The organism is Blastococcus aggregatus (genome assembly GCF_900221005.1).
Classification (GTDB): Bacteria; Actinomycetota; Actinomycetes; order Mycobacteriales; family Geodermatophilaceae; genus Blastococcus; species Blastococcus aggregatus.
The window spans coordinates 220,680-247,526 of the sequence record NZ_OBQI01000002.1 but is presented as its reverse complement, the minus strand read 5'-3'; the positions used below and the strand labels follow the sequence as shown (position 1 = coordinate 247,526).

26 protein-coding genes are annotated in these 26,847 nt (G+C 74.1%); 20 read left to right on the top strand and 6 right to left on the bottom strand.

Going from position 1 to position 26,847, the window contains the following annotated elements:
* Window positions 1–105: 105 nt before the first annotated feature.
* On the bottom strand, window positions 106–2,241 hold the full coding sequence (glgX, locus tag CRP29_RS06910) for a glycogen debranching protein GlgX (RefSeq protein WP_217991486.1): 2,136 nt from the start codon (window positions 2,239–2,241) through the stop codon (window positions 106–108).
* A 108-nt stretch (window positions 2,242–2,349) separates the two neighbouring features.
* Here glgX and CRP29_RS06905 point away from each other — a divergent pair, with 108 nt between their 5' ends.
* The 14 genes from CRP29_RS06905 to CRP29_RS06845 all read left to right on the top strand — a co-directional run bounded on the left by CRP29_RS06905 (window position 2,350) and on the right by CRP29_RS06845 (window position 16,059).
* Window positions 2,350–3,117, top strand: a complete 768-nt coding sequence (locus CRP29_RS06905) for an ABC transporter ATP-binding protein (RefSeq protein WP_245852578.1) — start codon at window positions 2,350–2,352, stop codon at window positions 3,115–3,117.
* A 9-nt stretch (window positions 3,118–3,126) separates the two neighbouring features.
* On the top strand, window positions 3,127–3,915 hold the full coding sequence (locus tag CRP29_RS06900; protein WP_097194334.1) for an enoyl-CoA hydratase/isomerase family protein: 789 nt from the start codon (window positions 3,127–3,129) through the stop codon (window positions 3,913–3,915).
* A 113-nt stretch (window positions 3,916–4,028) separates the two neighbouring features.
* On the top strand, window positions 4,029–5,171 hold the full coding sequence (locus CRP29_RS06895; protein ID WP_097194333.1) for an ABC transporter substrate-binding protein: 1,143 nt from the start codon (window positions 4,029–4,031) through the stop codon (window positions 5,169–5,171).
* Window positions 5,172–5,230: 59 nt separating this feature from the next.
* Window positions 5,231–6,079: an ABC transporter permease gene (locus CRP29_RS06890; protein ID WP_245852576.1), complete on the top strand. Its 849-nt coding sequence runs from the start codon at window positions 5,231–5,233 to the stop codon at window positions 6,077–6,079.
* Complete coding sequence (locus CRP29_RS06885) at window positions 6,076–6,960, top strand: ABC transporter permease (protein WP_217991485.1); 885 nt, start codon at window positions 6,076–6,078, stop codon at window positions 6,958–6,960. The genes CRP29_RS06890 and CRP29_RS06885 overlap by 4 nt, the downstream gene beginning before the upstream one ends.
* Complete coding sequence (locus CRP29_RS06880) at window positions 6,957–8,033, top strand: ABC transporter ATP-binding protein (RefSeq protein ID WP_097194332.1); 1,077 nt, start codon at window positions 6,957–6,959, stop codon at window positions 8,031–8,033. The genes CRP29_RS06885 and CRP29_RS06880 overlap by 4 nt, the downstream gene beginning before the upstream one ends.
* A gap of 102 nt (window positions 8,034–8,135) precedes the next feature.
* Entirely contained in the window at window positions 8,136–8,300 is a 165-nt protein-coding gene (locus tag CRP29_RS22635; protein ID WP_176522873.1) for an RGCVC family protein, read from the top strand.
* Between the two features lie 26 nt (window positions 8,301–8,326).
* Entirely contained in the window at window positions 8,327–9,442 is a 1,116-nt protein-coding gene (gene cds1 / locus CRP29_RS06875) for an L-cysteine desulfhydrase Cds1 (RefSeq protein WP_097194331.1), read from the top strand.
* Between the two features lie 115 nt (window positions 9,443–9,557).
* The gene (locus tag CRP29_RS06870; RefSeq protein ID WP_097194330.1) at window positions 9,558–10,337 is read left to right on the top strand and encodes an electron transfer flavoprotein subunit beta/FixA family protein; all 780 of its coding nucleotides are present in this window, start codon (window positions 9,558–9,560) and stop codon (window positions 10,335–10,337) included.
* A gap of 36 nt (window positions 10,338–10,373) precedes the next feature.
* Complete coding sequence (locus CRP29_RS06865) at window positions 10,374–11,336, top strand: electron transfer flavoprotein subunit alpha/FixB family protein (RefSeq protein ID WP_097194329.1); 963 nt, start codon at window positions 10,374–10,376, stop codon at window positions 11,334–11,336.
* A gap of 115 nt (window positions 11,337–11,451) precedes the next feature.
* Window positions 11,452–12,828: an MFS transporter gene (locus CRP29_RS06860; protein ID WP_245852574.1), complete on the top strand. Its 1,377-nt coding sequence runs from the start codon at window positions 11,452–11,454 to the stop codon at window positions 12,826–12,828.
* Window positions 12,825–14,015 (top strand): cysteine desulfurase family protein, encoded by a 1,191-nt coding sequence (locus CRP29_RS06855; protein WP_097194327.1) that lies wholly within the window; start codon window positions 12,825–12,827, stop codon window positions 14,013–14,015. Before CRP29_RS06860 ends, CRP29_RS06855 begins: the two co-directional genes overlap by 4 nt.
* Entirely contained in the window at window positions 14,012–15,082 is a 1,071-nt protein-coding gene (gene mnmA, locus CRP29_RS06850; RefSeq protein WP_097194326.1) for a tRNA 2-thiouridine(34) synthase MnmA, read from the top strand. Before CRP29_RS06855 ends, mnmA begins: the two co-directional genes overlap by 4 nt.
* On the top strand, window positions 15,079–16,059 hold the full coding sequence (locus CRP29_RS06845) for a methionine synthase (RefSeq protein ID WP_097194325.1): 981 nt from the start codon (window positions 15,079–15,081) through the stop codon (window positions 16,057–16,059). Before mnmA ends, CRP29_RS06845 begins: the two co-directional genes overlap by 4 nt.
* 4 nt (window positions 16,060–16,063) lie before the next feature.
* On the opposite strand, the gene CRP29_RS22405 is transcribed toward CRP29_RS06845, so the two are convergent.
* The gene (locus CRP29_RS22405) at window positions 16,064–16,444 is read right to left on the bottom strand and encodes a hypothetical protein (protein WP_097194324.1); all 381 of its coding nucleotides are present in this window, start codon (window positions 16,442–16,444) and stop codon (window positions 16,064–16,066) included.
* Between the two features lie 94 nt (window positions 16,445–16,538).
* On the opposite strand from CRP29_RS22405, the gene ligA reads away from it, so the two are divergent.
* Both ligA and CRP29_RS06830 read left to right on the top strand, forming a co-directional pair.
* The gene (ligA, locus tag CRP29_RS06835; RefSeq protein ID WP_217991484.1) at window positions 16,539–18,695 is read left to right on the top strand and encodes an NAD-dependent DNA ligase LigA; all 2,157 of its coding nucleotides are present in this window, start codon (window positions 16,539–16,541) and stop codon (window positions 18,693–18,695) included.
* Window positions 18,696–18,746: 51 nt separating this feature from the next.
* Window positions 18,747–19,142, top strand: coding sequence for a PPOX class F420-dependent oxidoreductase (locus CRP29_RS06830; RefSeq protein WP_097194323.1), 396 nt, complete (start codon window positions 18,747–18,749; stop codon window positions 19,140–19,142).
* Between the two features lie 15 nt (window positions 19,143–19,157).
* Here CRP29_RS06830 and CRP29_RS23225 read toward each other — a convergent pair whose 3' ends face one another.
* The 3 genes from CRP29_RS23225 to CRP29_RS06820 form a co-directional block, all read right to left on the bottom strand.
* Window positions 19,158–19,724: an HNH endonuclease signature motif containing protein gene (locus CRP29_RS23225; protein WP_245852570.1), complete on the bottom strand. Its 567-nt coding sequence runs from the start codon at window positions 19,722–19,724 to the stop codon at window positions 19,158–19,160.
* Window positions 19,721–21,157 (bottom strand): DUF222 domain-containing protein, encoded by a 1,437-nt coding sequence (locus tag CRP29_RS06825; RefSeq protein ID WP_245852568.1) that lies wholly within the window; start codon window positions 21,155–21,157, stop codon window positions 19,721–19,723. Before CRP29_RS06825 ends, CRP29_RS23225 begins: the two co-directional genes overlap by 4 nt.
* Before the next feature lie 99 nt (window positions 21,158–21,256).
* Entirely contained in the window at window positions 21,257–21,925 is a 669-nt protein-coding gene (locus CRP29_RS06820; RefSeq protein ID WP_097194322.1) for an ACT domain-containing protein, read from the bottom strand.
* 176 nt (window positions 21,926–22,101) lie between these two features.
* Here CRP29_RS06820 and gatC point away from each other — a divergent pair, with 176 nt between their 5' ends.
* Genes gatC through gatB form a run of 4 tightly spaced genes read left to right on the top strand, consistent with a single transcriptional unit; the run spans window position 22,102 to window position 25,644 of the window.
* The gene (gene gatC, locus CRP29_RS06815) at window positions 22,102–22,419 is read left to right on the top strand and encodes an Asp-tRNA(Asn)/Glu-tRNA(Gln) amidotransferase subunit GatC (protein WP_097194321.1); all 318 of its coding nucleotides are present in this window, start codon (window positions 22,102–22,104) and stop codon (window positions 22,417–22,419) included.
* On the top strand, window positions 22,416–23,942 hold the full coding sequence (gatA, locus tag CRP29_RS06810; RefSeq protein WP_097194320.1) for an Asp-tRNA(Asn)/Glu-tRNA(Gln) amidotransferase subunit GatA: 1,527 nt from the start codon (window positions 22,416–22,418) through the stop codon (window positions 23,940–23,942). Before gatC ends, gatA begins: the two co-directional genes overlap by 4 nt.
* Entirely contained in the window at window positions 23,939–24,142 is a 204-nt protein-coding gene (locus tag CRP29_RS06805) for a hypothetical protein (RefSeq protein WP_097194319.1), read from the top strand. The genes gatA and CRP29_RS06805 overlap by 4 nt, the downstream gene beginning before the upstream one ends.
* A complete protein-coding gene (gatB, locus tag CRP29_RS06800) occupies window positions 24,139–25,644 on the top strand; it encodes an Asp-tRNA(Asn)/Glu-tRNA(Gln) amidotransferase subunit GatB (protein WP_097194318.1) in 1,506 nt (501 codons plus the stop codon). The genes CRP29_RS06805 and gatB overlap by 4 nt, the downstream gene beginning before the upstream one ends.
* Window positions 25,645–25,722: 78 nt before the next feature.
* Here the strand turns inward: gatB and CRP29_RS06795 are convergent, their stop codons facing one another.
* Window positions 25,723–26,841 carry a PQQ-dependent sugar dehydrogenase gene (locus CRP29_RS06795; RefSeq protein ID WP_097194317.1) on the bottom strand — a complete coding sequence of 373 codons (1,119 nt, stop codon included), beginning with the start codon at window positions 26,839–26,841 and terminating at the stop codon, window positions 25,723–25,725.
* Window positions 26,842–26,847 lie beyond the last annotated feature (6 nt).

Below are 26,847 nucleotides of genomic sequence, written 5' to 3'. Positions count from 1 at the left end.
CGGGGCCTCGGCGCACTCTGCGGGTGTTGTGCGTGCATTGCGGGTGCTGCAGGGCCCGCAATGTGCGAACAACGCCCGCAATGCGGCGGCGGGCGCGTCGAGCGGTCAGGGGCGGCGGAGCACCTTGAGCACCCACACGCACCGGCCCGGTAGCTCCACAGGGCTGGGCGCCACGACCGCCGTCGCCGGCGGGGCTCCGGTCGCGTACTCGGTGGAGACGACGAGTTCGTAGCCATCGGCCCACGGCGCGGCCGGCAGCTCGAGGGTCACCGGCTCGGCGCCGGCGTGCAGCCAGATCAGGTACGAGTCGTCGACCACCGGCCGGCCGAGGGCGTCGCGCGCCCGGATGCCGCGGCCGTCGAGGTACATGCCGATCGTCTGCAGGCCGGTGTCGAACCAGTCGGTCGTGGTGAGCTGCTTGCCGTCGGGGGCGAACCAGGCCAGGTCGCGGGTGCCGCCGGTCCCGGGCAGCTCGTGGCCCTCGAAGAACGCCTCCTGCCGCAGCACCGGCGCCGACCGGCGGAGCGCCAGCACGTGGGCGACGAAGGCGCGCAGCTCCTCGTCGACCTGCGACCAGTCCAGCCAGGACAGCTCGGTGTCCTGGCAGTAGGCGTTGTTGTTGCCGCGCTGGGTGCGGCCGAGCTCGTCACCGGCGGTGAGCATGGGCACCCCGGTGGAGAGCAGCAGCGTGCCGAGCAGGTTGCGCACCTGTCGGCGGCGCAGCGCGGTGACGGCGACATCGTCGGTCTCGCCCTCGACGCCGCAGTTCCACCCGCGGTTGTGGCTCTCGCCGTCCCGGTTCTCCTCGCCGTTGGCCTCGTTCCGCTTGTCCTGGTACGTGACCAGGTCGCGCAGGGTGAAGCCGTCGTGGGCGGTGACGAAGTTGATGCTGGCGAAGGGGCGCCGGCCGTCGGAGCGGTACAGGTCCGAGGAGCCGGTGAGCCGGTAGGCGAGGTCGCGGACACCCACGTGCGCGCCGGACCACACGTCGCGCACGGTGTCCCGGTAGGCGGCGTTCCACTCCGTCCACGGCGGCGGGAAGTTGCCCACCTGGTAGCCGCCGGGGCCGACGTCCCACGGCTCGGCGATCAGCTTCACCTGGCTGACCACCGGGTCCTGGTGCACCACGTCGAAGAACCCGGAGAACCGGTCGAAGTCCTCCGTGGAGCGGGCCAGCGCCGGCGCGAGGTCGAACCGGAATCCGTCCACGTGCATCTCGGTGACCCAGTAGCGCAGCGAGTCCATGAGCAGGGCCAGCACCGGTGAGCGGCGGACGTCGAGGGTGTTGCCGCAGCCGGTGAAGTCGGTGTACCGCGCCGGGTTCGCCCCGTCCACGCGGTAGTAGCCGGCGTTGTCGATGCCCTTGAGCGACAGCGTCGGGCCGGTCTGGTCGCCCTCGGCGGTGTGGTTGTAGACGACGTCGAGGATCACCTCGATGCCGGCGGCGTGCAGCGCCTTCACCATCGTCTTGAACTCGGTGACCTGCCCGCCGCTGCTGCCCGAGGCGCTGTAGCCGGCGTGCGGGGCGAAGAAGCCGAGGGTGTTGTAGCCCCAGTAGTTGGTCAGCCCGCGGCGCAGCAGGTGCGGCTCGCTGACGAAGGAGTGCACCGGCAGCAGTTCCACCGCGGTCACGCCCAGGGACTGCAGGTGCTCGACGAACGCCGGGTGGGCCAGCCCCGCGTAGGTGCCGCGCAGCTGCGCGGGGACGCCGGGGTGCCGCATGGTCGCGCCCTTGACGTGCACCTCGTAGATGACGGTGTCCGACCAGGACGTGCGCAGCGCGCGGTCGCCGTCCCACGGGAAGGTGTCGTGGACGACGACGCCGCGCGGCACCGACGGCGCGGAGTCCTGGCCGTCGGGGACCGGGCTGTCGACGGCATCGACCGGGTGCCCGAACAGCGCGGGGTCCAACCGCAGCTCGCCGTCGACGGCGCGCGCGTAGGGGTCCAGCAGCAGCTTGGCCGGGTTGTACCGCTGTCCGGCCGACGGCTCGTAGGGCCCGTGCACCCGGTACCCGTAGCGCTGACCAGGGCCGATGCCGCCGACCCGGCCGTGCCAGATCTGGTGGGTGCTCTCGGTCAGCCGGTGCCGGTGCTCGGTGCCGTCGGCGTCGAAGAGGCACAGGTCGACGGCGTGCGCGCCGGCCGACCACAGGGCGAAGTTCGTGCCCGTGCCGTCCCAGTGCGCGCCGAGCGGAGTGGGGGAGCCCGGGAGGACCTCGACGGCAGGGGATGCGGTCACGCGGTGATGGTGCCAACTCCGGGGGTGTGGGGGTGCAGGTGGCATGCGCGAGGTTGGTTGGATGGGGGCGTGTCGAGCTCAGACGCCTCTGACGGGGCCGTCGTACGGATGACCGGGGTCGACGTCGTGCGCGGGGAGACCTACCTGCTGCGCGGCGTCGACTGGCGTGTGGAGGCCGACGAGCGCTGGGTGCTGCTGGGGCCCAACGGAGCGGGGAAGACGACGCTGCTCCAGCTCGCCGGGGCGCTCCTGCACCCCACCCACGGCGAGGTGCGGCTGCTCGGCGAGACGCTCGGCGCCGTCGACGTCTTCGAGCTGCGCCCCCGCATCGGGCTGACCAGCGCGGCGCTCACCCAGCGGATCGCGCCGTCGGAGAAGACGGGCGACGTCGTCGTCTCGGCGGGGTACGCCGTCGTCGGCCGGTGGCGGGAGCGCTACGACGTCCACGACCTGACCCGTGCCGGGATGCTCATGGAGCAGTGGGGCGTGGCCCAGTTCGCGCACCGGGCATTCGGGACGCTCAGCGAGGGCGAGCGCAAGCGGACCCAGATCGCCCGCGCGCTCATGCCCGACCCGGAGCTGCTGCTGCTCGACGAGCCGGGTGCCGGCCTGGACCTGGGTGGCCGGGAGGACCTGGTCTCCCGGCTCTCCGACCTCGCCCGCTACCTGTACGCACCGGCGCAGGTGCTGGTCACCCACCACGTCGAGGAGATCCCGCCCGGCTACACCCACGCCCTGCTGCTGCGCGGCGGGGAGATCGTCGCCTCCGGCGCGGTCGACGACGTGCTGACCGCCGGGAACCTGTCGGACACCTTCGGGCTCCCGCTGGAGCTGACCCGCACCGACGGCCGCTTCACCGCGCGCAGCGCTCGCTAAGGTGCGGCCATGGCGCAGACCCCGGAGTTCGTGACCCTGCAGGTGGAGGACGGGGTGGGCACGATCCGCCTCGACCGGCCGAAGATGAACGCGATCGACGAGCAGCTGCACCTCGAGGTGCGCGCCGCGGCGATCGAGGCGGGCGAGCGCGCCGACGTGCGCGCGGTCGTGATCTACGGCGGGGAGCGGGTGTTCGCCGCCGGCGCCGACATCAAGGCCATGTCCCAGCTGGACGGCACGGGCATGCAGGCCTGGGGCCGCGAGCTGCAGGACTCCTTCCGCACCGTCGCCCGGCTGCCCAAGCCGGTCATCGCCGCGATCACCGGGTACGCGCTCGGCGGCGGCTACGAGCTGGCGCTGTGCGCCGACTTCCGGGTGCTCGGCAGCCGCGCGAAGATCGGCCAGCCGGAGATCCAGCTCGGCGTCATCCCCGGCGCCGGCGGCACCCAGCGGCTGGCCCGCCTGGTCGGCCCGGCCAAGGCCAAGGACCTCGTGTTCACCGGCCGGCACGTCGGCGCCGAGGAGGCCCTGGAGATCGGGCTGGCCGACGCCGTCGTCCCCGACGCCGAGGTCTACGAGACCGCGCTCGCCATGGCGCGCAAGTTCGCCGCCGGCCCGCCGCTGGCCCTGGCCGCGGCCAAGCGCGCCATCGACGAGGGGCTCGAGCTGCCCATCGACGAGGGTCTGGCGCTGGAGAGCCGGCTGTTCGCCGAGCTGTTCGACACCGAGGACCAGGCGACCGGCATGCGCTCGTTCCTGGAGAGCGGCCCGGGCAAGGCGGAGTTCACCGGACGCTGAGGGTTCACGCGCCGTTCGGCGCGGGCGGGCGGTCCGGTCGGTCACAATGCGCCAGGCCGTCGGTGCCGGGGTCAGAGGGATCCGGGCGCGACGGCACCACACCAGGAGGACACGTGCGACGAAGCACCCTGCGGACCGCGGTCGCGGTCGTGACCGCGGGACTCACCCTGACCGCCTGCGGTTCGGACGACGGCGACTCCGGCGGTGGCAGCGGCTCGGACTGGGCCACCGCCACCTCCGTCGAGGACGGCGGCGGGATGGACGCGCTCGTCGAGGCCGCGCAGGCCGAGGGCGAGCTCAACGTCATCGCGCTGCCGCCGGACTGGGCCAACTACGGCGAGATGCTCGAGACCTTCAGCGAGAAGTACGACATCGAGATCAACAGCGCCAGCCCCGACGGCTCCAGCCAGGACGAGCTCAACGCCGTCACCAGCCAGCGCGGCCAGGACCGGGCCCCCGACGTGCTCGACCTCGGGCTCTCCTTCGCCCGCCAGGCGAAGGCGCAGGACCTCACCGTCCCGTACCAGGTGGAGACCTGGGAGGACATCCCCGAGGACCAGAAGGACCCCGACGGCCACTGGTACAACGACTACGGCGGCTACCTGTCGATCGGCTGCAACGCCACGATCGTCGAGGTGTGCCCGACGACGATGAAGGAGCTGGCCGACCCGCGCTACGCCGGTCAGGTCGCGCTCAACGGCAACCCGACGCAGGCGCAGGCCGCCTTCGCCGGTGTCTGGGCCGCCGCGCTGGCCAACGGCGGCGACCTCGACGACATCGGCCCGGGCATCGACTTCTTCGTCGACCTCAAGGCCGGCGGCAACTTCAACCCCGTCGAGTCGACGCCGGCCACCGTGCTCGCCGGTGAGACCCCCATCTCGCTCGACTGGGACTACGTGAACGCCGCGCAGACCGACGAGCTGGAGGCCGCCGGGTCCACGTGGGAGGTCCACGTGCCCTCCGACGGGCTGATGGGCGGCTACTACAGCCAGGCGATCAGCAAGTTCGCCCCGCACCCCGCCGCGGCCCGGCTGTGGCAGGAGTTCCTCTACAGCGACGAGGGCCAGAACATCTGGCTGGAGGGCGGCGCCCGCCCGGTCCGGCTCCCGAAGATGGAGGCCGCGGGCACCGCCGACGAGGCGGCGCGCAGTGCGCTCCCCGAGGTCGAGGGCGAGGCCGACTTCCCGAGCGAGGAGCAGGAGGCCGCCGCCAAGGAGGTCGTCACGTCCCGCTGGAACGAGGAGATGTCCGGCTGAGTACGTCAGCAGCGGACGCGCCCGCGCCGGCCCCCCGTCGTGGGGGCCGGCGCGGGCGCGTGCTGACGGCGCTGGGGACGGCGCCGTTCTTCCTGTACGTGGCGGTGTTCCTGCTGCTCCCCATCGGGGTGCTCGGGGTCGAGGCGTTCCGCGCGACCGACCCGGTCACCTTCGAGGAGACCTGGTCCACCGACTCGATCACCACCATCACCGGCGGGGTCTACCGCCGCGCCTACCTGGGCAGCCTGCAGCTCTCGCTGATCACCGCGGTGCTGTCGGCCGTGCTCGGTCTGGCGCTGGCCGTGGCCATCCTGCGGGCCCGCCGCGGGCTGCTGCTGCGCCGGCTGGTCCTCACCGCCTCCGGGGTGCTCGCCAACTTCGGTGGCATCCCGCTCGCCTTCGCCTTCATCGCCACCATCGGCAGCCAGGGCGTGGTCACCGCGATGCTCCAGGACACCCTCGGCATCGGGCTGGGCGGCTTCTCGCTGTACTCGATGACCGGCCTGGCCCTGGTCTACCTCTACTTCCTCGTGCCGCTGATGGTCCTCACGATCATCCCGGCGCTCGAGGCGCTGCGCCCGCAGTGGCGGGAGGCGGCGGACAACCTCGGCGCCAGCGGCTGGCAGTACTGGCGGCACGTCGGCGGGCCGGTGCTCCTGCCGCCCGTGCTCGGCGCCACGATGCTGCTGTTCGCCTCCGCGTTCGCCGCCTACGCGACCGCCAAGGCGCTCGTCGGCAGCAGCGTCCCGCTGGTCACCCTGCAGATCGCCGACGCGCTGTCGAGCAACGTCGTCGTCGGCGCGGAGAACCTGGGCAAGGCACTGGCCCTGGGCATGGTCGTCGTCGTCGGCCTGGTCATGGCGTTCTACGCCTGGGTCCAGCGGCGCACCCAGCGGTGGCTGGCATGACGGCGCTCGCCGAGGGTATCGCCGGCGCCGGGGGAGTGGCACCCGAGACCCCGGCCCGGCCCGGACGACGGGGCGGCGGCGCGTGGCGGTTCGCCGTCCTCGGCCTGCTGGGGCTGTACTTCCTGGTGCCGATCGCGGCGTCGGTGTGGTTCACCGTGCGCAACCGCGGGACCGGGGAGTTCACCGCCGAGCACTACACCGGCATCCCGGGCGCCGACGGCTTCGCCGAGTCCTTCACCCGCTCGCTCGTCCTGGCCGGGCTGACCGTGCTCATCGCGCTCGCGCTCATGGTGCCGACCGTCGTCCTGGTGGACCTGCGGCTGCCCCGCCTGCGGACGACGGTCGAGCTGCTCACCCTGATGCCGCTGGTCGTGCCGCCGATCGCCCTCGTGGTGGGCGTGCGCAGCGTGCTGTCCTGGGCGCCGGACTACTTCCTCGACACCTGGCTCGCCGAGGCGTTCTTCGCCATCCAGGAACCCGACCTGCCCTGGATCCTGGTCTTCGCCTACGTCGTGCTGGCGCTGCCGTTCGTCTACCGCGCGCTGGACTCCGGCGTCCGCGGGGCGGACCTGCGCACGCTGACCGAGGCCGCGCGCAACCTGGGCGCCTCCTGGCCGCGGGTGCTGGTCTCGGTGGTCCTGCCGGTGCTGCGCACCTCGGTGCTCAACGCCGCGTTCCTCACCCTCGCCCTCGTGCTGGGCGAGTTCACGTTCGCCAACATCCTCGGGTTCGAGACCTTCCCGACCTGGATCCTGCGGATCTCGGGCTCGGCGCCGCAGCTGTCGGTGGCGGTCTCGGTGCTCTCGCTGGTCGTCACCTGGATGCTGCTGCTGATGATCTCCGCGCTGGACCGCCGGCGCGGCACGAAGGAGAGCGCATGACCGCCGTCTCGCCGCGGACCGCGGACGCGGCCCCGGACGCCCGTCCCGGCGTGCCCATCCGGCTCGAGGGGCTGACCCGCCGGTACGGCTCGGTCGTCGCCCTCGACGGCCTGGACCTGGAGATCGTCGGCGGTGAGTTCCTCGCCCTGCTGGGCCCCTCCGGCTGCGGCAAGACGACCGCGCTGCGGGCCATCGCCGGGTTCGACCGGCCCGACGCCGGCCGGGTGCTCCTCGACGGCCGCGACGTCACCGGGACGCCGGCGAACAAGCGGGACATGGGCATGGTGTTCCAGGCCTACTCCCTGTTCCCGAACCTGACCGTCGCCGAGAACGTCGCCTTCGGGCTGCGGGTGCGCCGCCGGAGCGGCGCCGAGCAGCGCAGCCGCGCCGCCGAGCTGCTCGAGCTGGTCGGCCTCGCCGACCGCCGCGACCGGTATCCCCACCAGCTCTCCGGCGGCCAGCAGCAGCGGGTGGCGTTGGCACGCGCGCTGGCGGTGGCCCCGAAGGTGCTGCTGCTGGACGAGCCGCTCTCGGCGCTGGACGCGCAGGTCCGCGTGCAGCTGCGCGAGGAGATCCGCCGCATCCAGCTGGAGCTCGGCATCACCACCGTCTTCGTCACCCACGACCAGGCCGAGGCTTTGTCGGTGGCCGACCGGGTCGGCGTGATGCGGGCCGGACGGCTGGAGCAGGTCGCCAGCCCCGACGAGCTCTACGAGCGCCCGGCGACGGCGTTCGTCGCCGAGTTCGTCGGCACGATGAACCGGCTTCCGGCGACGCTGGCGGACGGCGCGGTCGAGCTGCTGGGCGTACGTCGGCCGGTCGCCGGGGCCACCCCGGCCGGGCCGGTCGAGGCGCTGGTCCGGCCCGAGGCGCTGGTGGTCTCCGCCGGTGGCCCGGGGCGCGTCGTCACCCGCACCTTCTCCGGCGCGAGCACCCGGCTGCTGGTCGCGCTGCCCGGCGGCGTCGAGGTGCGGGCGGACCTCGCGAGCGCCGACAGCCAGCACCTCACCCCGGGGGCGGCGGTGTCGGTCGTGCCCGCCGAGCGGCCGGTGCTGGTGGTGCCGCAGGAGTAGCGTCCGGGGCGTCCTGGGTCTCCTCGCGCACCGGCTGCCCGCCGCCGCTGCCAGGTCCAGGAGAACACCGCGGGCCGGTCGTCCGGCCCAGTCAGGTTCCTCATGACCTCCGCACCGTCCGCCACGCCCACCGTCGAGCACGCACCCGCCGACGCCTGCGGGAACTGCCCGCACCCGCTCAGCGCCCACGACGCGATCTCGCTGCGGTTCTGCCGCGCGACCCAGGCCGGCGACCTGCCGCGAGGATGCGCCTGCCCTCCGTCCTGACCGACGCGGTACGGGATCATCCGGGGATGAGCGCTCCCCGGGACCCCGCCGTCGTCGACCGGTCCGACCCGGGGGGTCGCGCCTGGGTCGACCGGGCGGTCGCCCTGGTCGAGGCCGACGCCCGGCGCAGCGCCGACACGCACCTGCTGGTCTACCCGCTGCCGCCGGAGTGGGGGGTGGACCTGTACCTCAAGGACGAGTCGACCCACCCCACCGGCAGCCTCAAGCACCGGCTGGCCCGGTCGCTGTTCCTCTACGGGCTCTGCTCGGGCCAGATCACCGAGGGCAGCCCCGTGGTGGAGGCCTCCAGCGGGTCGACGGCGGTGAGCGAGGCCTACTTCGCCCGCATGCTGGGCCTGCCGTTCGTGGCGGTCATGCCGCGCTCGACCAGCCCCGAGAAGATCGCGCTGATCGAGTTCCACGGCGGCCGGTGCCACTTCGTCGACCGCGCCGCGGAGATGTACGGCGAGGCCCGCCGGCTCGCCGACGAGTGCGGAGGGCACTACCTCGACCAGTTCACCCTCGCCGAGCGGGCCACCGACTGGCGGGGCAACAACAACATCGCCGAGTCGATCTTCGACCAACTCGCCGCCGAGCGGCATCCGGTGCCCGAGTGGGTGGTGGTCGGCGCCGGCACCGGCGGGACGAGCGCGACCATCGGCCGGTACCTGCGCTACCGGCGGCACCCCACGCGCCTCGCCGTCGTCGACCCGGAGAACTCCGCCTTCTTCCCGGGGTACGCCGAGGGCGACCCCGACGCGACCACCGGGACGCCGTCCCGGATCGAGGGGATCGGCCGGCAGCGGGTGGAGCCCTCGTTCGTGCCGACGATCGTCGACCGGATGATCCAGGTGCCCGACGCTGCGTCGCTGGCTGCCATGCGCCACCTGGCGGAGGTCACCGGGCGGCGGGCGGGCGGCTCCACCGGCACCAACCTGTGGGGCGCCTTCACCCTGGTGGCCGAGATGGTCGCGGCCGGCCGCACGGGCAGCGTGGTCACCCTGCTGTGCGACGGCGGGGAGCGGTACGCGCACACGTACTACTCGGACGAGTGGGTCGCCGGGCAGGGGCTGGACCTGGCGCCGCACGCGGCCACGCTGCGGCGATTCGCGGCGAGCGGGGCGTGGCGCCACGGAGCGTGACGTGGCTCACCCCGCCCTCGTTCCTGACAGCCTTAACGTGCAAGTAACCTCCAAGGTCGGAGCTGGCGGGCTATCTGCCCGCGCCCCATGACCCCGTCGCGGAGGTAGGTCTGGCGTGAACATCGTCGTTCTGGTCAAGCAGGTCCCGGATTCCGGGAGCGAGCGCAAGATGGATCCGGCGGACAACACCGTCGCCCGCGCCGCTGCCGACAACGTCGTGAACGAGATCGACGAGTACGCCATCGAAGAGGCGCTCGTGGTCAAGGAGGCCCAGGGCGGAGAGGTCACCGTGCTGACCGTCGGCCCGGACAGCGCCACCGACGCCATCCGGAAGGCGCTCTCCATGGGCGCCGACAAGGCGGTGCACATCTCGGACGAGGCCATCAAGGGCTCGGACGCCGTGCAGATCAGCGCCGTCCTGGCTGCTGCCCTGGGTCAGCTCGAGTACGACCTCATCATCTGCGGCGCCGAGGCGACCGACAGCCAGATGAGCGTCATGCCCGCACTGCTGGCGGAGCGGCTGGGTCTCCCGCAGCTCTCCGGCGCCCGCAAGCTCACCGTGGACGGCGGCGTCGCCAAGATCGAGCGGCAGACCGACGGCGGCTACTGGGCCGTCGAGGCCCCGCTGCCCGCGATCGTCTCCACCTGGGACACGATCAACGAGCCGCGCTACCCCTCGTTCAAGGGGATCATGGCCGCCAAGAAGAAGCCGGTCGAGACCAAGTCGCTGGCCGACATCGGCGTCGACGCCTCGACCGTCGGCCTGGCCAACGCCACCACGCAGGTGGTCGACTTCGCCGGCCGTCCCCCCAAGGGCGAGGGCGTCAAGGTCACCGATGAGGGCGACGGCGCACAGAAGTTCGTCGACTTCCTCGCCGGCCAGAAGATCGTCTGAGCCCGGTCCGGATCGAAGGAAGAGGAGAAGCTACCCATGGCAGAGGTCCTGGTCCTGGCCGAGCTCAACCCGGCCGGTGGAGGAGTCCGCAAGACGACCCTCGAGGCGCTGACCGCGGCGCGTGCGCTCGGTGAGCCGTCCGCCGTCGTCATCGCCGCCCCCGGCACCGCCGCGGGCATCAAGGACGCGCTGGCCGAGTACGGCGCGGCCACCGTCTACGTCGCCGAGGCCGCCGAGGTCGACGAGTTCCTCGTCGCCCCCAAGGCCGAGGTGCTCGCCCAGCTGGTGCAGGAGAAGTCGCCCGCTGCGGTCGTCATCCCCTCCTCGCCGGAGGGCAAGGAGATCGCCGCCCGTCTGGCGATCAAGATCGGCAGCGGTTTCCTGACCGACGTCACCGAGATCGCCGCCGACGGCACCGCGACCCAGGTCGCGTTCGCCGGATCGGTGATCGTCCACTCGAAGGTCACCGCCGGCACCCCGATCTACACGCTGCGCGGCAACTCGGTCACCCCGGAGCCGGCTGCGGCCGCGGGCGCCGAGCAGGCCGTCTCGGTCTCGGTCTCGGACGCCGCCAAGGGCGCCAAGGTCACCGACCGGGTCGTCGAGCAGAAGAGCAGCCGCCCCGAGCTCACCGAGGCCGCGATCGTGGTCTCCGGTGGTCGCGGTGTCGCCAGCGCCGAGAACTTCTCGGTCATCGAGGGTCTCGCCGACTCGCTCGGTGCCGCCGTGGGCGCCTCGCGCGCCGCGGTCGACTCCGGCTTCTACCCGCACAGCTTCCAGGTCGGGCAGACCGGCAAGACCGTCTCGCCGCAGCTCTACGTGGCCGTCGGCATCTCCGGTGCCATCCAGCACCGCGCCGGCATGCAGACGTCGAAGACGATCGTCGCCATCAACAAGGACCCGGAGGCGCCGATCTTCGAGCTCGCCGACTTCGGTGTCATCGGTGACCTCAACACCGTCGTCCCGCAGGCGACCGAGCTGATCACCGCTCGCAAGTAGCAGCACCCGTTCCACCCGTCGAGCGCCGGTCCCCCAGGGGGTCGGCGCTCGATGCGTTCCCGGGTCCGGGAAGCAGGAGCGCCGGCGGGCGGTTGGGGCGTTCGTGGAGAGGACCGTGGCACCCGGCATCTGGGACGCCGACCACCGCCGGACCACCATCGGACTGCTCACCCTCGTCACCCTCGTCGCCTTCGAGGCGATGGCCGTGGGAACGGCGATGCCCAGCGCGGTGGGCGAGCTCGACGGCGTGGCCTGGTACGCGTGGGCCTTCAGCGCCTTCCTGATCACCTCGGTCGTCGGCATGGTCGTCGGCGGCGAGGTGGGGGACCGGCGCTCGCCGCGGCCCGGCGTGATCGCCGGCGTGCTGCTGTTCGCCACCGGCCTGCTGATCGCCGGCCTCGCCCAGCACATGGCCGTGCTCGTCCTGGGCCGGGCGGTGCAGGGCCTGGGGGCCGGCGTCGTGATCGTGCTGCTGTACGTCATCGCCGGGCAGGGGTACTCCTCGGAGCTGCGCCCCCGGCTGTTCGGCGCCTTCGCCGCGGGGTGGGTGCTGCCGGCGCTGATCGGGCCGCTGGCCGCGGGCCTGATCACCACCCACCTGGGCTGGCGTGGTGTCTTCCTCCTGCTGCTGCCCCTGGTCGGTGCCGGGCTGGTGCTGCTGCTGAGCGCCGGCGCCGACGAGCCGCCCGCGGGGCCGGCGGCCGCGCGGCGCAGCAACGCGCCGTGGGCGCTGCTGGCCGGTGCGGGCGTCGCCGGGCTGCAGTACGCCTCCCAGCGCCTCGACCTCGTCGCCCTCGGCCTCGCCGTCGTGGGCCTGGCCGCCCTGGCCGGCGGTCTGCGCCGGCTGCTGCCGGCGGGCACGGTCCGCGCCCGGCCCGGCATCCCGGCGGTCGTGGCCTGCCGCGGCCTGGCAGCGGGTGCCTTCTTCGGCATGGACGCCCTGCTCCCGTTCGTCCTCACCGAGCAGCACGGGTGGAGCGCGGCCACCGCGGGGCTGCCGCTGACCGCGGGAGCGGTCGGCTGGGTGGTCGCCGCGCAGCTGCAGGGACGGCGGGCGGAGGTGCCGCGGCAGCGGGTGCTGCGGGCGGGCTTCGTCCTGCTCGCTCTCGGCCTGGCCGCCACGGCGTCGGTCGCGGTGCCCGGGCTCGGCGGGTGGCCGGCCTACCTGAGCTGGTTCGTGGCGGGCATCGGGATGGGTCTGGCCATGCCGAGCGTCGGCGTGCTGCTGCTGGACCTCTCGCCCGAGGCCGAGCGCGGCGCCAACTCCGCGGCGCTGCAGATCTCGGACGTCACCGCATCGGCGCTCTGCATCGGTCTCTCCGGCGTGCTCGTCGCCGGGGCGGCCGACGGGGGGAACGCGCTGTGGCCCGCCGTGCTCGCCGCGGTGGCCGTGCTGTCGGTCCCCGCGCTGCTCGGCGTCCGGGTGGCCGGGCGCACCGTCCCGCCGGGCCAGGTGGCCCCGGCGCCCGCGACTACCCTGGCGGCGACATGACCTACCTGGACCACGCGGCGACGACGCCGATGCTGCCCGAGGTGCTCGCGGCGATGACCGAGCAGCTCGGCCGCGTCGGCAACGCCTCCTCCCTCCACGCGAGCGGCCGCGCCGCCCGCCGGGTGGCCGAGCAGTCCCGCGAGCGGCTGGCCGAGGCGCTGGGGGCGCGGCCGTCGGAGGTCTTGTTCACCGGTGGTGGCACCGAGAGCGACAACCTCGCCGTCAAGGGCATCTTCTGGGCCCGGCGCGAGGCCGACGCGCAGCGCCGCCGGCTGGTGGTGAGCCCGGCCGAGCACCACGCCGTCCTCGACAGCGTGGAGTGGCTGGTCAAGCACGACGGCGCGGAGGTCACCTGGCTGCCGGTCGAGCCCAGCGGGCGGATCCGCCCCGAGGTGCTCGCCGAGGCGCTCGGCGACGGCCGCGACGTCGCCCTGACCAGCGTGATGTGGGCGAACAACGAGATCGGCACGGTGAACGACATCGCCGCCCTGGCGGCCGTCTCGCACGCCGTCGGCGTCCCGATGCACACCGACGCCGTGCAGGCGGTCGGCCAGGTGCTCGTGGACTTCGGCGCCAGCGGCGTCGACGCGCTGACGATGACCGGGCACAAGCTCGGCGGCCCCATGGGCGCGGGCGCGCTGCTGCTGCGCCGCGATGCCGAGTGCACGCCGCTGCTGCACGGCGGGGGGCAGGAGCGCGACGTGCGCTCCGGCACCCTGGACGTCGCCGCGATCGTCGGGCTCGCCGTCGCGACGGTCACCGCCGTCGGCCGCCGGGAGCAGCGCGCGGCGCAGGTGGGCGCGCTGCGCGACCGCCTGGTGCGCGAGGTCGTCGCGCAGGTGCCGGACGCCCGGCTCAACGGCGCCGCGCTGGACGACGTCCTCGCGGACGGCCCCGGCCGGCTGCCGGGCAACGCGCACCTGTCCTTCCCCGGCGCCGAGGGCGACGCGCTGCTCATGCTGCTCGACGCCCGTGGCATCGAGTGCTCCACGGGCTCGGCGTGCAGCGCCGGCGTCGCCCGGCCCAGCCACGTGCTGCTGGCCGTCGGCGCCGACGGCGAGCGCGCCCGCAGCTCGCTGCGGTTCAGCCTGGGCCACACCTCGACCGAGGCCGATGTCGACGCCGTCGTCGAGGTCATCGGGCCGGTCGTGGAGCGGGCCCGCCGGGCGGGGCTGGGCCGGCGATGAGGGTGCTCGCCGCGATGAGCGGGGGCGTGGACTCCGCCGTCGCCGCCGCGTTGGCCGTCGACGCCGGGCACGACGTGACCGGGGTGCACCTGGCGCTGTCGCAGAACCGGCAGACGCTGCGCAGCGGCTCGCGCGGGTGCTGCAGCGTCGAGGACTCCCACGACGCGCGCCGGGTGGCCGACGAGCTGGGCATCCCGTTCTACGTCTGGGATCTCGCCGAGCGGTTCACCGAGGACGTCGTCGACGACTTCGTGGCCGAGTACGCCGCCGGGCGCACCCCGAACCCGTGCCTGCGCTGCAACGAGAAGATCAAGTTCTCGGCGGTGCTCGACCGGGCGCTGTCGCTGGGCTTCGACGCCGTCGTGACGGGGCACCACGCGCGGCTGTCCGGCGGGGAGCTGCGCCGCTCGGTCGACGCCGCCAAGGACCAGTCCTACGTGCTCGGCGTGCTGACGCCCGAGCAGCTGGCTGCCGCGTGGTGCCCGCTCGGGAGCATGACCAAGGACCGGGTGCGCGAGATCGCCGCCGAGCGCGGGTTCGCCGTCGCCACCAAGCCCGACTCGCACGACATCTGCTTCATCCCCGACGGCGACACCCGCGGCTTCCTCGCGCGCCGGCTGGGCAGCCGCCCCGGTCCGGTCGTGGACGCGGCGACGGGGGAGACCGTCGGCGAGCACGACGGCACCTACGGGTTCACCATCGGCCAGCGGCGCGGCCTGGGCGTGAGCGCCGGCGATTCCGAGCCGCGCTACGTGCTGGGCATCGAGCCGGTCAGCCGGACGGTCACGATCGGCACCGCGGAGCAGGCGGCGGTGGACGAGGTGCGCACCGGCGTCCCGACCTGGACCGGCGCGGCGCCGGTGCTGCCGGCCCACGTCGAGGTGCAGCTGCGGGCGCACGGGCGCCCCGTGCCGTGCGAGGTCACCGCCGTCGACGGCGGACTGCGCATCGAGCTGGCCGACGCGCAGCGCGGTGTGGCCCCGGGCCAGTCGGCCGTGCTGTACGAACCCGACGCCGAGCGCGGCGACCGCGTCGTCGGCCAGGCGCCCGTGGCCGGCGCCCGGTGACGGGGCCCTGGGGACCGGTCACCGGCATCGGGTCGCTGCCCGGCACCGACCCGGCCGAGGCCGTGCGGCTCGTGCTCGGCGAGCTGCCCGGCATGGCGCACCTGCCCGAGCTCCCCGGCCGGGGAGCCGGCGCGGACATGATCGGCCGGACGGCAGCGCTGCTCGTCGACCTCGCCGTGGACATCACCCCGGCCGGCTGGCGGCTCGTGTCCCGCTCGGGCGTCGAGCAGCGCAGAGCGCAGGAGTTCCTCGCGCGCGATCTCGACGCGCTGCACGACGAGGCCGACGGCTACGTCGGGCCGCTCAAGGTGCAGGCGGCGGGACCCTTCACGCTGGCCGCGTCGCTGGAGCGCACCCGGGGCGAGCGGGCGGTCGTGGACGCGGGCGCGCGGCGCGACCTCGCGCAGTCGCTCGTCGAGGGGCTGCGTACGCACGTGGCCGCCGTCGCCGCGCGGGTGCCGGGTGCGCAGGTCGTGGTCCAGCTGGACGAGCCGAGCATGCCGGCGGTGCTGCAGGGCGGCCTGCCGACGTCGACCGGGTTCGGGCGGCTGTCGGCCGTGCCGGTGGAGACGGTGGAGCAGGAGCTGCGCGCGGTCGTCGCGGCGGTGCCCGTGCCGGTGGTCGTGCACTGCTGCGCGCCCCGCATGCCGCTCGGGCTCTTCCGCGCCGCCGGTGCCGCCGGGCTGTCGTTCGACCTCGGGCTGGTGCAGGACCTCGACGCGGTGGGCGAGGCCGTGGATGCCGGCAGCCACCTGCTGGTCGGCGTCGTCCCGGGCACCGACACCGCTCTCCCGGCCGCCACGGCGACCGCCTCGCGGGTGCGGGCCTGGTGGAGCGAGCTGGGCTTCTCGGCCGAGATGCTCCCGGACGCCGTCACCCTGACCCCCTCGTGCGGCCTGGCCGGCGCGACTCCCGCCTATGCGCGGGCCGCGATGACGCACCTGCGCGAGGCCGCGAAGTACCTGCAGCCGGAGTAGCCCCTCAGCGCAGCTCGCCCACCCGGCAGACGGTGGCGCCCGACAGGGGGCAGGCCCAGACGACGTCGTCCCCGGCGCTCCGGACGACGAGCGGGTGGCTGCCCGGGTGCTCGGGGCAGGGAGGCCAGTTCGTGCGGGTCGTGCCCCAGAGCTCCTCGACCGCCCAGTCGTGCACCTGGTCCGCGACGTGGGCGAGTTGCTCCGGCAACGGTGCCCCCAGGACGACCGACGTACCGGTCCCGCTGCCGTCGGCGGACCACAGCCACACCGAGGCGACCCCTTCCTCGTCGGCCCAGTCGTGCTCCCCGATCCGGGGTGGCGGCGGCCCGCCGGCCCGGAGGTCGCGGAGCACGGGATCGAGGGCACGGGCGAGCTCGGGGTGCACGCCGGCATCGTCGCAGGCCGGACGGACCCGGGGCGGGGTCGCTGCCGCGGGTGACGTCCGGTTGACGGTCGTACCCGCCGGATACCGTGCCCGCGTGAGCACCGACCCCGCTGCCCTGGACGAGCCGGTCGTCGAGGCGGCGACCGACCGGGAGGACCTCACCGAGGTCCCCGACGACGCGCGCACCCGGCACCGCGACCTGTCCGAGGAGCTGGACCGGTACGCCTTCGCCTACTACGTGCGCGACGAGCCGCTGGTCAGCGACGGTGAGTACGACGAGCTGATGGGCGAGCTCATGGCGCTCGAGGCGGCGCACCCCGCCCTGATCACGCCCGACTCGCCCAGCCAGAAGGTCAACGGCGGGTTCACCGCGACCTTTGCGCCGGTGCAGCACTTGGAACGGATGCAGAGCCTGGACAACGCGTTCAGCAGCGACGAGCTGTCGGCCTGGGCGGCGCGGGTGGAGCGCGAGGGCGCCTCCGGCGCGGCCTACCTGTGCGAGCTGAAGGTCGACGGCGTCGCGGTGGCGATCGTCTACGAGGACGGCCGGCTGGTCCGCGCCGCCACCCGCGGGGACGGGACGACGGGGGAGGACGTCACCGCCAACGTCCGCACCATGGGGAACGTGCCGCAGCAGCTCACCGGGGACGACGTGCCCCAGCTGCTCGAGGTGCGCGGCGAGATCTACTTCCCGATCGCCGGCTTCGCGGACGTCAACGCCGGCCTGGTCGAGGCCGGCAAGGCGCCGTTCGCCAACCCGCGGAACGCCGCCGCGGGCTCGCTGCGGCAGAAGGACCCGAAGGTCACCGCCTCCCGGCCGCTCCGGCTGGTCGTGCACGGCGTCGGCGCGCACCGCGGCTTCGAGGTCGACCGGCAGTCGGGCGCCTACGAGCGGCTGCGCGAGCTCGGGCTGCCGGTCAGCGACCGCTCGCAGGTGGTGGACGACCTCGAGGCGGTCTGGGCGTTCATCGAGCGGACGAAGGAGCAGCGGCACTCGGTCGAGCACGAGATCGACGGCGTCGTGGTGAAGGTCGACCAGTACGCCCTGCAGCGCCGGCTCGGCTCGACGTCGCGGGCCCCGCGCTGGGCGATCGCCTTCAAGTACCCGCCGGAGGAGGCGACGACGAAGCTCCTGGACATCAGGGTGAACGTGGGCCGCACCGGCCGGGTGACGCCGTTCGCCTACATGGAGCCGGTCAAGGTGGCCGGGTCGACGGTGCAGCTCGCGACGCTGCACAACGCCAGCGAGGTGGTCCGCAAGGGCGTGCTGATCGGGGACACGGTCGTCATCCGGAAGGCGGGTGACGTCATCCCCGAGGTGCTGGGCCCGGTGGTCGCCGCCCGCACCGGCGACGAGCGCCCGTTCGTCATGCCGACGGTGTGCCCCGAGTGCGGCACCGAGCTGCGCCCGGAGAAGGAGGGCGACGCCGACATCCGCTGCCCGAACTCCCGGTCGTGCCCGGCGCAGCTGCGGGAGCGGGTGTTCCACGTCGCCGGCCGTGGTGCCTTCGACATCGAGAACCTGGGCTACGAGGCGGCGATCGCACTGCTGGAGGGCGGCCTCCTGCAGGACGAGGGCGACCTGTTCTTCCTCGACGAGGGCGCGCTGAAGCAGACGGCGTTCTTCACGCGGAAGAAGGACGGCGCGCTGTCGGCGAACGGCACCAAGCTGCTGACCAACCTGCAGGGCCGCAAGGACGTGCCGCTGTGGCGGGTGCTGGTGGCGCTCTCCATCCGGCACGTCGGGCCGACCGCCGCCCAGGCGCTGGCCCGGGACTTCCGCTCGCTGGACCGGATCGCCGAGGCGAGCGAGGAGGAGTTGGCCGCGGCCGACGGTGTCGGGCCGACGATCGCGCGATCCATCCGCGACTGGTTCGAGGTCGACTGGCACCGCGACGTCGTCGAGAAGTGGCGGCGGGCCGGGGTGCGGATGGTCGACGAGGGCAGCGACGCCGGCCCCGGGCCGCTGACCGGGGTCACCGTCGTCGTGACCGGTTCGCTGCGGGACTACAGCCGCGACCAGGCGACCGCGGCCATCCAGGAGCGCGGCGGCAAGGTCACCGGCTCGGTGTCCAAGAAGACCGGCTTCGTCGTGGTGGGCGCCGACCCCGGGAGCAAGTACGACAAGGCCGTGCAGGTGAAGGCGCCGGTCCTGGACGACGACGGCTTCCGCGTGCTGCTCGCCGACGGCCCGGACGCCGCCCGGGCGGTCGCGACGATCGGCGACGGGAGCGAACCGCCGGCGGAGTGACGGTGGTGGTCGCGGGTAGGGGCGGGGGTCCACCCTCCGGAAGGACCCCGCGTGTCCCTGCCCGACGCCCTGCTCGACCTGCTCCGCCGTCCGAGCCCCTGCTTCCTCTCGACCCTCATGCCCGACGGCTCCCCGCAGATGACCCAGACCTGGGTGGACACCGACGGGCACGACGTCCTGATCAACACCGTCCGGGGGCACCAGAAGGTCCGCAACGTCGAGCGCGACCCGCGGGTGGCCCTCAACGTGGCCGATCCCGACGACCCGAGCCGCTACTTCGAGGTGCGCGGCCGGGTCACCGAGGTCACCGAGGACGGCGCCCGCGAGCACATCGACGAGTTGTCCCAGCGCTACATCGGCCGTCCGTACCCGTGGTTCGGCGGCCGGGACCAGGTCCGCCTGCTGGTCCGGATCGCCCCGGAGAAGGTGACGTCACCGCGCGGCTGAGCCCTCGGCGCGCCGTCAGAACGGGGGCGGCGTGGTCGTCGCGACCAGGCCCGTCGGCGTGAGGACGGTGAGCGTGCCGTCCTCCGCCAGGGAGTGCTGCCATCCGGGTGCCTGGTGCTTGCCGCGGTGGTGCCCGGTGCAGTAGCCGGCGAGGTTGCCCGCGCTGGTCGGCCCGTCGGGCCAGGGCCGGTCGTGGTCGAGCTCGCCTCCCAGCGGCACCCGCCGGCGGCAGCCGGGCTGACGGCAGCGACGGTCGCGGGCACGGACGTACCGGTCGAGCGCCGCACCGGGTCGGTAGCCGTCGCTCGGGGGCGGAGGACCGAGGCCCGGGCGGTCGCCGAGGTCGTGGCCGCAGCCCGCCGGATGCCGGCGACAGGCGGCCGCACCGCAGGTGGCGTACCGGCGCAGTTCCGTGCTGTCGGTCAGTGCGAGCAGCGCGCCGGTGAGCTCGTCGACGATCGCGATGCGCGGCCGGTCGAGCAGCCCACCACCGGCGGTGCGCCCCAACAGGTCGGCCAGTTCCTCCCGCTGACGGGCGGTCCCCTCGAGGAGCGCGTCGAGCGCCCCCCGGGCCCGGGTCATCCGGCCGGCCGCGCTGTCCTCCCAGGCGTCCTCGTCGTCCGCCGCGGCGCGTCCAGCGGCGGAGACCGCCCGCCCCGCGGCACCCACTGTTCGCTGGAGGTCCAGCAGCGCGGCACCGGCCCGGTCGAGCGCTCGATCGGCCGTCGCCCACTCGCCGGCGGCGGGGTCACGATCGGGGGCCTCGCCGGAGCGCGCGGGAGGTGTGACGCGGTCGTGCTGCGACTGCGGTCGTGGCTCGGCGTCGGACGGAGATCCTGGGTGGGGACCGGGAGACGGCCCGGCCTCGGGCGATGCCGATCCGGCCCAGAACGGCTCCTCGGCCCACCAGCGCTCGAGCACGTCGAGCGGGGATCCTCCGCACCGCCCCACTCGCCCCGCAGTGCCCGCTCCTCGATCGCGGCCCACCACCGTTCGTCGGCCGCGCGCACCGCGTCGGTCCACGCCCCGGCCGGGGGCTCGTCCGGCCGCAGGTCGGGATCGGGGGAGGAGCCGGGCGCCTCCGGCCTCACCTCGGGCAGGAGGCCCAGGGCGCGTGCCAGCGCGCGCACCAGCTCCGCCGGCACCGGTTCGCCGTCGATCTCTCCGGGCTGGTCACCCCCTAGCAGCGTCGCCACCCCGGCCACCAGGGTCAGCCGTGCCTGCACCGGCGGGCCGTCCTGCTCGCCGGGTCGGAGCACCAGATCGAGCAGGCAGTCGGCCATCTTCTGGCCGCGGGTACGGGTGTCGCCCGGTTCGTCGATCGCGTCGGCGTACTGCCCCAGGACGTCCAGCAAGGCATGCGCCTCGGGAACGGTCAGCAGGGCGTCGAAGACGGCCATGCCCTCTCGGCGGTCGGACCGGACGGAGACGCCGCGTTCGCGCAGCGCTCTCGCCAACCGCTGGGCTGCGGCGGCCGCGTCGTGCTTGAGCACCGACCGCCGAGCCTTCGCGCCCAGCTGTGCCGGGGTGGTGACCGACCGGCCGGCCACCCAGTCCAGCACTCCCCGCTCCACCCGGGCGCGGATCGCCGCGTCGGCGATCGGCGCGACCTTGTCCAGCAGGTGCCAGAGGTGCCCGTCGTGGATCAGCCCGGACTCCAGCGCCACCAGCGTGCGCGGCAGCCGGTGCACCAGCGTGAGCGAACGTTGCAGCAGGTTCTCGGCGGCGACCTGGGTGATCGACATCGCGATCACCAGCTCCTGCGCCGCCCACTCGCTGACGCCCGCCAGCACCTCCGGCCGGGACGCCCGCCGGTCGGCGCTCATGGCGCCGGGCGTTCCGGGAGGCCGGTCGTCCGACGCGGGCCGCGTCGCGGCGAAGGCGGCCACCGCCCGAGCGCGGAGCGCGGTCTGCCGGCCGATCTCTCGGGCCGCCGCCTGGGCGATTCCGAGCGGGCCCTCAGCCCACCCGACGGTCGGAGAGGGGGCGGCCCTCGTCTCCGCCGTCACGTCCATGTGTTCGATCATACGTTCGAACAGAGGGGTCGACAAGGTGCTTGTGGACGGAGAACGTGCAGGTGGGAGCTGGTCGGCAGGTCGCCGGACAGGACGCGGTCAGGCCGGCGGCAGGTGCACGACGGTCGAGGCGATGCCGGCGAGGTGTGCCAGCCGGAGCAGCTCCGAGCGGCGGAACGCCGGTCCGCCCGACCGGCCCAGGACCACCGCGCAGGCGTCCCCGCCGTACGGCACCGCCATCATCTCGATGGCCATCTCCCGCCAGCGCTCGGGCAGCCAGTCGTCGTCACTGGGCAGGAGCCGGGCCCCGGTCAGTGGCATCCACGGCAGTTCGAGCCCCTCGAACGCCGGCGCGGCGTCCGACGTCGCGCGTACCTCCCACGAGCCGTCCGGGCCGCAGTCGAGGACCACCGCCCACCCGCAGTGGAAGACCCGCGGCAGTTCGGCGGCCAGCAGCTTCTCCGCACCGTCCTCACCGGCGCGGGCCAGCCCGTCGAGCAACTCCAGCTCGCGGTGGGTGTCCAGCGCGCCGGAGAAGGGCCGCAGCGACTCCACGACGACGTCCGGCACGCTCTGCGCCACGGTGATCAGGCTGTCGGGTAGCCGGTCGGGCGGGAGGTCGACCACGACGTCGTCGACGGCGACGCCGCTGCCCCGCTCGAGCACGTCCAGGGACACGATGTCGATGCCGGCGGTGCCCAGGGCGGTGGCGACCGCACCCAGGATGCCGGGTCGGTCGGGCATGACCAGACGCAGGAGATAGGACACGGTTCCTCCGGGACGTCCTCGGGCGCGGACCGATCTCCGTTGATCGCAGGCGAGGGCAGCTTCTCACGGTGACGGCCTGCGCAGACCCCCCACGTACAGTGGGACGGTCAGGCCCCGGTCCCGCAAGGGGTTGCCGGCGCCGGCCAGTCGCCCCTCGAAGTGGAGTTCCGTCCCGCATGAGCACGCCGTCCCGCAAGGACCGACTCACCCGTGACGAGGTGGCCCACCTGGCCCACCTCGCGCGGCTGGCCGTCACCGACGAGGAGCTAGACCTCTTCGCCGGGCAGCTGGGCGCCGTGCTGGACGCCGTCGCACAGGTGGGCCGGGCCGACGTCGCCGACGTACCGCCGACGACGCACGCCGTGCCGATGACCAACGTCTTCCGCGAGGACGTCGCCCGTCCCAGCCTGCCCCGTGACGCCGTGCTGGCGGGCGCCCCGGCGGCCGAGGACGGCCGCATCCGCGTGCCGCGCATCCTGGGGGAGGGAGCATGAGCGACCTGACCAGTACGGACGCCGCCGAGCTCGGCCGGCTGCTCACCGCCGGTGAGGTCACCGCCGTCGAGGTGACCCGCGCCTACCTGGACCGCATCGCGGCCGAGGACGACGCGCTCGGGGCCTACCTGCACGTCGACGGCGAGGCCGCGCTGCGCACCGCGGAGCAGGTCGACGCCGCCCGCGCCGGCGGCACCGCCACCGGCCCGCTGGCCGGCATCCCGCTGGCGCTCAAGGACGTCGTCGTCACCGAGGGCGTGCCGACGACGAGCGGCTCGAAGATCCTCGAGGGCTGGCGCCCGCCGTACGACGCGACGCTGGCCGCCCGGCTCAAGAACGCCGGCACGGTCCTGCTCGGCAAGACCAACATGGACGAGTTCGCGATGGGCTCGTCCACCGAGAACTCCGCCTACCGCGTCACCCGCAACCCCTGGGACCACGACCGCATCCCGGGCGGCTCGTCGGGCGGCTCCTCGGCGGCCGTGGCCGGGGGCCTCGCCCCGTGGGCGATCGGCACCGACACCGGCGGCTCGATCCGCCAGCCGGCCGCCGTCACCGGCCTGGTCGGGCACAAGCCCACCTACGGCTCGGTCTCCCGCTACGGCCTCATCGCCTTCTCCTCGAGCCTCGACCAGGCGGGGCCGATGACCCGCACGGTCCTCGACGCGGCGCTGCTGCACGAGGCGATCGCCGGGCACGACCCGCTGGACTCCACCTCCATCGACTCCCCGGTCCCGGTGCTCGCCGAGGCCGCGCGCCGCGGCGCCGAGGGCGACCTCGCCGGCCTCCGGGTCGGCGTCGTCACCGAGCTCGGCGGTGACGGGCACACCGACGGCTACGACGAGGGCGTGCTCGCCCGGTTCGCCGAGACGGTGGCCCTGCTGGAGAGCCTCGGTGCCGAGGTCCGCCCGGTCTCCTGCCCGGCCTTCGATCTCGCGCTGCCGGCCTACTACCTGATCGCCCCGAGCGAGGCGTCGTCCAACCTCGCCCGCTTCGACGGCGTCCGGTACGGGCTGCGCGTCGGCGACGACGGCGACCGCGACCTCGACGAGGTCATGGCGCTCACCCGCGAGCAGGGCTTCGGGCCCGAGGTGAAGCGCCGGATCATCCTCGGCACGTACGCGCTCTCCAGCGGCTACTACGACGCCTACTACGGGCAGGCGCAGAAGGTCCGCACGCTGATCACCCGCGACTTCACCCGCGCGTGGGACGACGTGGACGTGCTGGTCAGCCCGACCAGCCCCACCGTCGCCTGGGAGGTCGGCGCCCGCGTGGACGACCCGATCGCCATGTACGCCGCCGACCTCTGCACCCTGCCGGCCAGCCTCGCCGGGGTGCCCGCCATCTCGGTGCCCTGCGGGCTGTCCGAGGGGCTGCCGGTCGGCTTCCAGATCATGGCGCCGGCGCTGGCCGACGACCGCTGCTACAAGGTCGCCGCCGCGCTCGAGGCCGCCCAGGACGCCGCTCGCGGCTCCCGCTTCCTCGACCAGCTCGCCGCCCGCCCGGCCGGGAGTGCCGCATGAGCGCCGCGCTGAAGGCCGCCTGGGCCCTGACCGCCTTCGTCATCGTCGGCGGCATCGTCGGGTGGATCGCCTCCGGGCGCCCCGTCTTCGCCGTCTTCCTCGTCCTGGGCGTGCTCACCGCCGCCGGCGCCGTCGTCACCGGCCGCGCCGAGCGAGCCGCAGGTCGGCCCCCCGCACCCAAGGAAGGCCCCACCCCGTGAGCGCCACCCCCGATCGGCTCGTCGACTACGACGAGGTCCTGACCCGCTACGAGCCGGTGTTCGGTCTGGAGACCCACGTCGAGCTGGGCACCGCGTCCAAGATGTTCTGCGGGTGCTCCACCACGTTCGGCGCCGAGCCGAACACCCAGACCTGCCCGACCTGCCTCGGGCTGCCCGGCTCGCTGCCGTCGGCCAACGCCGCCGCCATCGAGTCGACCATCCGCATCGGCCTCGCGCTGGGCTGCCGCATCGCCACCTGGGCGCGGTTCTCCCGGAAGAACTACTTCTACCCGGACATCCCCAAGGGCTTCCAGACGACGCAGTACGACGAGCCGATGTGCACCGCCGGCCACCTCGACGTCGAGGTGGACGGCGAGACCTACCGCGTCGAGATCGAGCGCGTGCACCTCGAGGAGGACACCGGCAAGAACCTGCACGTCGGTGGCTCGACCGGGCGCATCCACGGTGCCGACCACTCGCTGATCGACTACAACCGGGCCGGCATCCCGCTCGTCGAGATCGTCACGCGGCCCATCCCGGGCGCCGGGGCCAAGGCGCCAGAGGTCGCGAAGGCCTACGTCACCGAGCTGCGCGAGATCCTGGTCGCCCTCGGCGTCTCCGAGGTGCGCATGGAGCAGGGCAACCTGCGCTGCGACGTCAACACCTCGCTGGCGCCGATCGGCAGCCTCGAGTGGGGCACCCGCACCGAGACGAAGAACGTGAACTCGCTGCGCTCGGTGGAGCGCGCGGTGCGCTTCGAGATGCGCCGGCAGGCCGCGCTCCTCGACGAGGGGCAGCGGATCTTCCAGGAGACCCGGCACTTCCACGAGGACACCGGCACGACCTCGCCCGGCCGCAGCAAGGAGGAGGCGACCGACTACCGGTACTTCCCCGAGCCCGACCTGGTGCCGGTCGCCCCCGACGAGGAGTGGGTGGCCTCGCTGCTCGCCGCGCTCCCCGAGCTGCCCGCCGCGCGCCGCAGCCGGCTCTCCGACGAGTGGGGCATCGCGCCCACCGAGATGGCCTGGCTGGTCAACGCCGGCGCCGTCGAGCTGGTCAGCGACACCGTCGCCGCCGGCGCCTCGCCGGGCGACGCCCGCAAGTGGTGGCTGGGCGACCTCGCCCGCCGCGCCAACGACACCGGCACGGAGCTCGGCGAGCTGGCGGTCACGCCGAAGCAGGTGGCCGAGCTGATCGGGCTGATCTCCGCCGGCACGATCAACGACCAGCTGGCGCGTCAGACCCTGGACGGCGTGCTGGCCGGCGAGGGCGACCCGGCGGCCGTGGTCGAGGCGCGCGGGCTGGCCGTCATGGGCGAGTCCGACGAACTGGTCAGCGCCGTCGACGGCGCGATCGCGGGCAACCCCGACGTCGCCGAGAAGGTGCGCGGCGGCAAGGTGCAGGCGATCGGCGCGCTCGTGGGCGCGGTCATGAAGACCACCCGCGGCAAGGCCGACGCCGCCACCGTCAAGCGCATGCTCGAGGAGAGATTGATCGGTTGACCTGTCGCGCCGAGTGGGCCCCGGAGGGGTCCGCGCAGGCGTGACGGTGGGGCTCTGCGCAGCCGGGCACGACCCCGCTTACAGCGGTGAGCCGCCAGCCGACGACGGCGGGTTGATGCGCAGCACCTTGTCGTCGTCCTCGGCCGGGGTGCCGGTCCCGTCGCGGTTGGACGTGGTGATCCACAGCGCGCCCGTGGGGTCGGCGACGACGGTGCGCAGCCGGCCGTAGCGGCCGCCGAGGAACTCCTCGAGCTCGCCGGACACGGTGTCCGACGCGTCGACGGGGACGGCGTGCACCCGCTGGCCGTCCAGCGCGCCCAGGAAGACGGCGTCGCCGGCGACGGCGCAGCCGCCCAGGCCGTCCTCGCCCGGCACGAACTCGACGACGGGCCCGGCGACGCCGTAGTCCTGCCCCTCGGTGAGCGCGTTCAGCTCGTCGGCGCCGTCGCGCGCGGCGTCGGCGGCGAACAGCCGGTCCTCCTCGCCCACGCAGACGGCGGTGACGTCTCGGTGCCCGCTGGTGAACACCGGGCCCGCGCCGAGGGGCCGGCCGAAGACGTCGACGTGCAGCACCTTGCCGCCGAGCGAGGCCGGGTCGCTCGCCAGTGCGGGGTTCCCGGTGTCGCCGGTGCCGACGTACAACGTCCCGTCGGCGCCGAACACCAGGCCGCCGCCGTTGTGCACCTCGCCGCGCGGGATACCGGTGACCACGGCGTTCGGCGTCCCCCCGATCGGGAAGCGCACCACGCGGTTGTCCACGGCCGTCGACACGTAGGCGTAGAGCAGTCCGTCCTCGGGATAGGTCGGGGACGCCGCCAGCCCGAGCAGGCCGCCGTCGCCGGCGGTGTCCACGCCCGGCACGATCATCAGCTCGCGGGCGGGGGAGCGGTCGGGGAAGACCTGCAGAATGCGGCCGCTGTCGCGTTCGCCCACGATCGCGGTGCCGTCGGGGAGCAGCGCCAGCCCGGTGGGGACGGCCAGCCCGGTGGCGACCACGGCGGGGTCGCCGTCGGTCTCCTCGGCGCCCGGCTCGGCGGGGCGCCCGGGGTTCGGTGCGCTCGACGGGGGCGGTCCGACCTGGGGCGGTGCGCCCTCGAGGAGCGGGCGGAAGGGCCCGGACGGTTCGTAGCCGTCGTCGCCGCACCCGGTCAGGAGGGCGGCGGTCAGGAGCAGCGCACCCGCCGAGACCCGCCGCATGGCTCC